A 6,283-nucleotide genomic window follows, 5' to 3' on the forward strand; every position below is an offset into this window, starting at 1 on the left:
TCGGGACGCTCGCCGCGCTCGGGACGCTCGCCGCGCTCGGGACGCTCGCCGCGCTCGGGACGCTCGCCGCGCTCGGGACGCTCGCCACGGTCGCGGAAGCCACCGCGCTCGCCGCGGTCGCGGAAGCCACCGCGCTCGCCGCGATCCGGACGCTCGCCGCGGTCTTCGCGCTCGTCACGCATCTCGGCGCCTTCCGGCATCTCGAGACCCGGGATCATGCCCTTCGCGGTGAGGTTGATGCGGCCCTGACCGTCGATCTCGACCACCTTCACGGGGATCTCGTCGCCGATCTTGACCACGTCCTCGACGCGGTTCACACGCCACGGAGCCAGCTGCGAGATGTGCACCAGGCCTTCCTTGCCCGGCAGAATCTCGACGAAGGCGCCGAAGTTCATGAGGCGCAGCACCTTGCCCTGGTAGATCGCACCGATCTCCACGTCGCGGGTGAGGTCCTCAACGATGCGCATCGCGCGCTTCCCGGCGTCGCCGTCGGTGGCAGCGATGAAGATGCGGCCGTCGTTCTCGATGTCGATCTTGACGCCGGTCTCGGCGATGATCTTGTTGATCACCTTGCCGCCTGGGCCGATGACGTCCTTGATCTTGTCGGGGCTGATCTGCATCGTGAACATGCGCGGAGCGAACTTCGACAGGTCTTCACGCGGCTGCGCGATGCAGGCCTCCATCACGTCGAGGATCTGGAAGCGGGCATCCTTCGCCTGGGCGAGGGCCTGCTCGAGGATCTCGGCCGAGATGCCCATCAGCTTGATGTCCATCTGCAGCGCCGTGATGCCCTTGCGGGTACCGGCCACCTTGAAGTCCATCTCGCCGAGGGCGTCTTCCATGCCCTGGATGTCGGTGAGGACGCGGTGCTTGTCGCCCTTCATGACGAGACCCATCGCGATGCCGCCAACGGGGGCCTTGAGGGGCACGCCCGCGTCCATCAGCGCCAGCGTGCTGCCGCAGGTGGAGGCCATCGAGGTGGAGCCGTTCGACTCGAGCACCTCGGAGACGAGGCGCATGGTGTAGGGGAACTCGTCGTGCGGCGGGAGCACGGCCATGAGTGCGCGCTCGGCCAGTGCGCCGTGGCCGATCTCGCGACGGCCGGGGCCGCGCATCGGACGGGTCTCGCCCACCGAGAACGGCGGGAAGTTGTAGTGGTGGATGTACTTCTTCGAGTCATCCGGCGACAGCCCGTCGAGGAGCTGGTCTTCGCTGGGCATGCCCAGGGTGCAGATGGTGAGCACCTGGGTCTGGCCGCGGGTGAAGAGCCCCGTGCCGTGCGTGCGGGGGAGCAGGCCCACCTTCGAGTCGAGGGCGCGGATCTGCTCCGGCGTGCGGCCGTCCGGGCGCAGGTTCTCGTCGACGATCATCGTCTTGAGCTCTTCTTCTTCGAGCTTCTTGACGAGGGCGCCGAAGTCTTTGCGACCCGGGTCGTTGACGATGGCGAGGACGTGCTCCTTCTCGGGGAAGCTGCCCTTCTTCGCCTCGACGCGCTCGATGAAGAGCGACTTGTTGATGGCGTCGAGGGCCGCGTTGCGGGCGGCCTTCTCGATGATGCGCATGCCCTTCTTGATGTCGTCGCCCAGCAGGTTGAGCATGACCTTCTCGAGCACGGGGTCGGGGGTCATGATGGGGTAGTTGCCCTTCGGCACGCCGGCCATCTTCACCAGCTCGTCGATCATGTCGATGACGAAGCGGATGGCTTCGAAGCCCTTGTGGAAGGCGCCCAGCATGTCGGTCTCGCTCACCTCGAGCGAGCCGGCCTCGACCATCATCAGGCTGTCGCGGGTGCCCGCGATGACCAGGTTGATGTCGCTTCCCTCGAGCTCCTGGAAGGTGGGGTTCACGCGGAACTCACCGTCGATGCGGCCCACGCGTGCGCCCGCGATAGGGCCCGCGAACGGGATGTCGGAGATGGCCAGCGCCGCCGACGCGCCGATCATCGCGGGGATGTCGGAATCGTTGACGCGGTCGTGGGAGACGACGTAGCAGACGACCTGCACGTCATTGCGGAAGCCATCCGGGAACAGGGGGCGGATGGGGCGGTCGATGAGGCGGCTCGAGAGGATCATCTTCTCGGTGGGGCGCCCCTCGCGCTTGATGAATCCGCCCGGGATCTTGCCCGCGGCGTACATCTTCTCTTCGTAGTCGACGGTGAGCGGGAAGAAGTCGATGCCCTCGCGGGGCTTGCTCGATGCGGTGACGGTGGCGATGACGACGGTCTCTCCGTAGGTCACCACGACGGCCCCATTGGCCTGCTTGGCCAGCGTCCCGGTCTCGAGCCGCAGCGTGCGGCCAGCCAGCTCGCGCTCGACGACGAACTTGCCGAGCGGCGACTCGAGGCTCGGCTTTTCAGTGGTCTCTATCATTCTCTATCCTCGGTTCTTTCTTGCTGTTCTTGTTGGGTTGGTATCGAATCCCGTGTGGGATGTGCCTGTGTCGTATCAGGGGCGCCTGGTCGGGCACCCGCGGGTCAGGGGTCTCCTTGGGTCAGGGGCGTGTGCGTTCCCGGGTGGTTCTCTCGGGGGGTCTGCGCCTGTGGGGCGGGTGGAAGCAGCGCGTTCGCTCAGGCAGGTGCCAGGCGTCACGGTTCGACCCTTGAAGCAGGATCGTGGGAAGCGACGAGACGCGCTGGCGCGGAGCGCGGTGTCGTCAGCCGTTTGCTGTGTGGGTGTGTACGTTTCCCCCCGGAGAGATGCGCATGAACAACGAACGGAGGGGTCGGCTGTCGACCTCCTCCGTTCGTATGCTGCTCAGCGACGCAGGCCCAGACGCTCGATGATCGAGCGGTAGCGCTTGATGTCGGTTGCTGTCAGGTAGTTGAGCAGCCGACGTCGCTGACCGACCAGCATGAGCAGGCCGCGGCGTGAGTGGTGGTCTTTCTTGTGGGTGCGGAGGTGATCGGTGAGGTGGTTGATCCGGTCGGTGAGGAGTGCGATCTGCACTTCAGGGGAGCCGGAGTCGCCCTCGTGGAGCTTGTACTTCTCGATGATCTCCGCTTTCTTTTCCTTGAGCTGGGGCATGGGTCACATGGTCTCCTTTCGATGTCAACCGCATCCCGCGCGTCCTCGACCCACAAGGTGCGCCCGAGAAGGGTACAGGCCATTTTATCTTCAGGCCCAGAGACTGTCAACAACCGCGGGGCGTCTCAGCGCCGCAGCCTTGGCAGGCGGGGGGGTTCGCCAGGGAAGCGCCGCGATCCCTCTTTCTACCGCGGCCACGGCGAGTTCACATCTCGGCAACATCTCGGCCACATCCCGGAAACATCTGTAACATCGTGTTAACATCTGGCTGGTTGATCGACCCGCCCCCGGCAACAATAATGACCGTAGTAGAAGAGAATGCCGCGCCGCAGACGTCGCCGAGACGCGCGCTGCGAGACCAGCGGCAGTCCAAGGAGTACAAGTCGATGGCCCATGACGAGCTCGGTTCGATCAAGGCGATAGGCAGCACCTCGAGCACCAGCGCCTCCAGCAAGGCCGGCGGCGCAGCCGCGGCGGGCGCGGCGGCCGGTCTGGGCGCCAGCCAGGCGTCGCCGGGCATCAACACCGTTGATCACTCGCACATCTCGAGCGAGGCGCTCGAAGATCTCAACGCCGTCAGCCATTCGGGTGGCGCGGGGGCGTCGTCGGTGAACCCCTTCGCCTCGAGCCAGGGCCCTGCCGCGGGGCTCTCCAACGGAGGCGTGCTCACCAGCGGTAGCGGCTTCAGCGGAGGTCACCCGCCCGGCATGTCGGTCGGCGGGGTGCACACCACAGAGTCGAATCGCCCGCTGTAACGCGCGGAGCGCATCGCAGGTCAGAGACGGGGAGGCACGACGTGTCTCCCCGTTCCCGTTCTCGCACGTCCCTCGTCTCAGCCCCGCCTGTGGACGTTTTCCGGACATCTTGTGGACCCAACTTTATCTTCGGGGGCAGGCATTCCCGGTGCGGCGGCAAACCGTACTGCATTCCAACCGGGAGGCCCCATCTGTGAGCTCAACCGCGCTGCTCTCCAAGATCACCCAGGCGCCGCTCCTCTTCTTCGATACCGAGACAACCGGCCTGTACCCCGAGCGCGGAGATCGCATCTGTGAGATCGCCCTGGTTCGCACCGTGAACGGCCAGGTCGAGCGCACGTACGACACGCTCGTCTACCCGGAGCGTGAGATCCCCGCTGACGCCTCCCGCGTCTCTGGCATCACCGACGCCATGGTGTGGGGCAAGCCGCGCTTCGCCGACATCGCGCCCACCATTCTCGAGATGGCCGCGGGAGCGGTTCTCGTGGCCCACAACGCTCCGTTCGATCTCTCCTTTCTGCTGGTGCAGTTCCAGGAGGCCGGGATCGCCATGCCGACCAATCTGGTCCTCGATACCCTTCCCCTGGCCCGCAAGTGCTACAAGCTGGGCGACTACAGCCTGGGCGGGCTTGCCCAGGCTCTGCGCATCCAGAAGGAGACCGCGCACCGCGCGCTGGGCGACACGCTCATGACCGTGCGCGTCTTCCAGGCCATGCTGCCCATGCTCGCCCAGAAGAAGCTGCAGACCGTGGGGCACGTGCTTCAGTTCCAGGGCGGTTCGGCGAGGCCCACGCCTCGGGCCACCCAGCAGGTCGCCAACGCCTGACCCCGGGCGAGCGTCTCGCGCTCCCCGAGCGTCAGATCGACATGCAGACGCGCTGCACCTCGTCATAGGTGACTGCGCCGTTGGCCACCTTGCGCAGGCCATCTTGCAGCAGGGTGCGGAACCCGTGTGCCCGCGCGGCCTCTCTGATCTCTTCGTCGCGCGCGCGGCTCGAGATGAGCTCGCGCACCTCGCCGCCCACCTCGAGGATCTCGTAGAGGCCCAGGCGTCCGCGGTACCCGGTGCCGTGGCACGTCGTGCACCCACGGCCGTGAAAGACCTCGGTGACCGCGAGACCTTCCTCGGCCAGCAGCGGCGCCAGCCCGTGCGGTACGGGCATGGCTTCGCGGCACTGGCTGCAGATGCGCCGGCAGAGGCGCTGGGCCACGCCGCCCAGCAGAACAGACCCGATCAGGTAGGGCTCCACCCCCATGTCGCGCAGGCGCGCGACGATTCCTACCGAGTCGTTGGTGTGGATGGTCGACAGCAGCATGTGCCCGGTCAGTGCGGCCTGCACGGAGATGGCCGCGGTCTCCGCATCGCGGATCTCGCCCACGAGGATGACGTCCGGGTCTTGACGGAGGAACTCCCGCAGGGCCTTGGCAAACGTGACCCGCTTCTCTTCCTCACGGGGCGCGTTATTCACCTGTACCTGGGTCACGCGCGGCATCTGGTACTCGATGGGGTCTTCGATGGTGAGCAGCTTGCGGTCAGGGCGCTGGATCTCGGCCAGGCTGGCGTACAGCGTGGTGCTCTTTCCGGAGCCCGTGGGGCCGCTCACCAGAACCATGCCGTACGGCTGCGAAAGAACGGTGCGGAACCGCCCCTCGTCGGTCTCGTTGAAGCCCAGATCGCGCAGGGTGAGGTTGAACGAGCCTTTCTTGAGGAGGCGCATCACCACGCTCTCGCCCTTGGGAACGGGCACGATGCTCACGCGGAGATCGAGCTCCTGTCCCGCCACCGCCACCGAGATGCGCCCGCCCTGGGTGATGCGATCCTGGGCGATGTCGAGATTGGCCAGAATCTTCACGCGCTTGACGATGGCGGCGGCTTCCTTCGACTCGAACGTGTTGATCTCGTTCAGCACGCCGTCGATGCGATACCGAACCACCATCTCGAGCTCGAAGGTCTCGAGGTGGATGTCGCTCGCTCCCGCGGAGATGGCTTCCTTGATGATGCGGTCGACCGCGCTGATGATGGGGCTGGTGATGTCTTCAACGCCAAAGGTGACCTCTGCCGCGGTCTTCACATCGAGCGTCTCGGCCTCGAGCTTCTTGCGCTCGAGCCACTCGAGCCACGACAGCTGCGAAGCAAAGGCCGGCAGGCGGAAGGCCCATTCCTGGGCCAGCTCGCACATGAGCGGATCTGCGCGCACGAGCGTCGGGCGGAGCTGCCCTTGCGACGCATACGAGATGTGATCGTAGACGTGCACCGACGTGGGATCTTTCACCGCGACGGTGATCTCGTTGGCCGAGATGCGCCCGATGCATATCCCCTCGATGGAGCGACATACGCTTTCAGCCAGTGCCTGCGCGACCTCGCGATCGAGCTCCAGCTGCGACAGATCGACCAGGGGGAAGCGCTCCAGCTCTTCGGCTGATGCTCTGTCGGTGGGCGCGGCGTTGACGTCGAGGTCGCGTCCGCGGCCGAACAGCCCGCGAAGCCAGCTGGCGGCCGATTTC

Annotated in this window: 5 protein-coding genes; 2 read left to right on the plus strand and 3 right to left on the minus strand. The window is 66.1% G+C overall.

The genetic code is table 11. The features are described from left to right. A partial coding sequence (gene pnp / locus EB084_17395) for a polyribonucleotide nucleotidyltransferase (protein ID NDD30033.1) occupies nucleotides 1-2,369 on the minus strand: 2,369 nt, incomplete at its 3' end. Nucleotides 2,370-2,753: 384 nt separating this feature from the next. Continuing rightward, nucleotides 2,754-3,023, minus strand: a complete 270-nt coding sequence (locus EB084_17400) for a 30S ribosomal protein S15 (GenBank protein ID NDD30034.1) — start codon at nucleotides 3,021-3,023, stop codon at nucleotides 2,754-2,756. 386 nt (nucleotides 3,024-3,409) lie between these two features. On the opposite strand from EB084_17400, the gene EB084_17405 reads away from it, so the two are divergent. Both EB084_17405 and EB084_17410 read left to right on the plus strand, forming a co-directional pair. Further along, nucleotides 3,410-3,778, plus strand: coding sequence for a hypothetical protein (locus EB084_17405; GenBank protein ID NDD30035.1), 369 nt, complete (start codon nucleotides 3,410-3,412; stop codon nucleotides 3,776-3,778). Beyond that, nucleotides 3,660-4,604: a 3'-5' exonuclease gene (locus EB084_17410; protein NDD30036.1), complete on the plus strand. Its 945-nt coding sequence runs from the start codon at nucleotides 3,660-3,662 to the stop codon at nucleotides 4,602-4,604. Before EB084_17405 ends, EB084_17410 begins: the two co-directional genes overlap by 119 nt. A 31-nt stretch (nucleotides 4,605-4,635) precedes the next feature. On the opposite strand, the gene EB084_17415 is transcribed toward EB084_17410, so the two are convergent. Further along, nucleotides 4,636-6,283, minus strand: a 1,648-nt coding sequence (locus EB084_17415) for a type II/IV secretion system protein (protein NDD30037.1), incomplete at its 5' end; no start/stop codon positions are given.

This window comes from Pseudomonadota bacterium, assembly GCA_010028905.1.
Taxonomy (GTDB): domain Bacteria; phylum Vulcanimicrobiota; class Xenobia; order RGZZ01; family RGZZ01; genus RGZZ01.

Coding starts and splice junctions, on each gene's coding strand:
- EB084_17400 (NDD30034.1), bottom strand. CDS start 3,023: ATGCCCCAGCTCAAGGAAAAGAAAGCGGAGATCATCGAGAAGTACAAG.
- EB084_17405 (NDD30035.1), top strand. CDS start 3,410: ATGGCCCATGACGAGCTCGGTTCGATCAAGGCGATAGGCAGCACCTCG.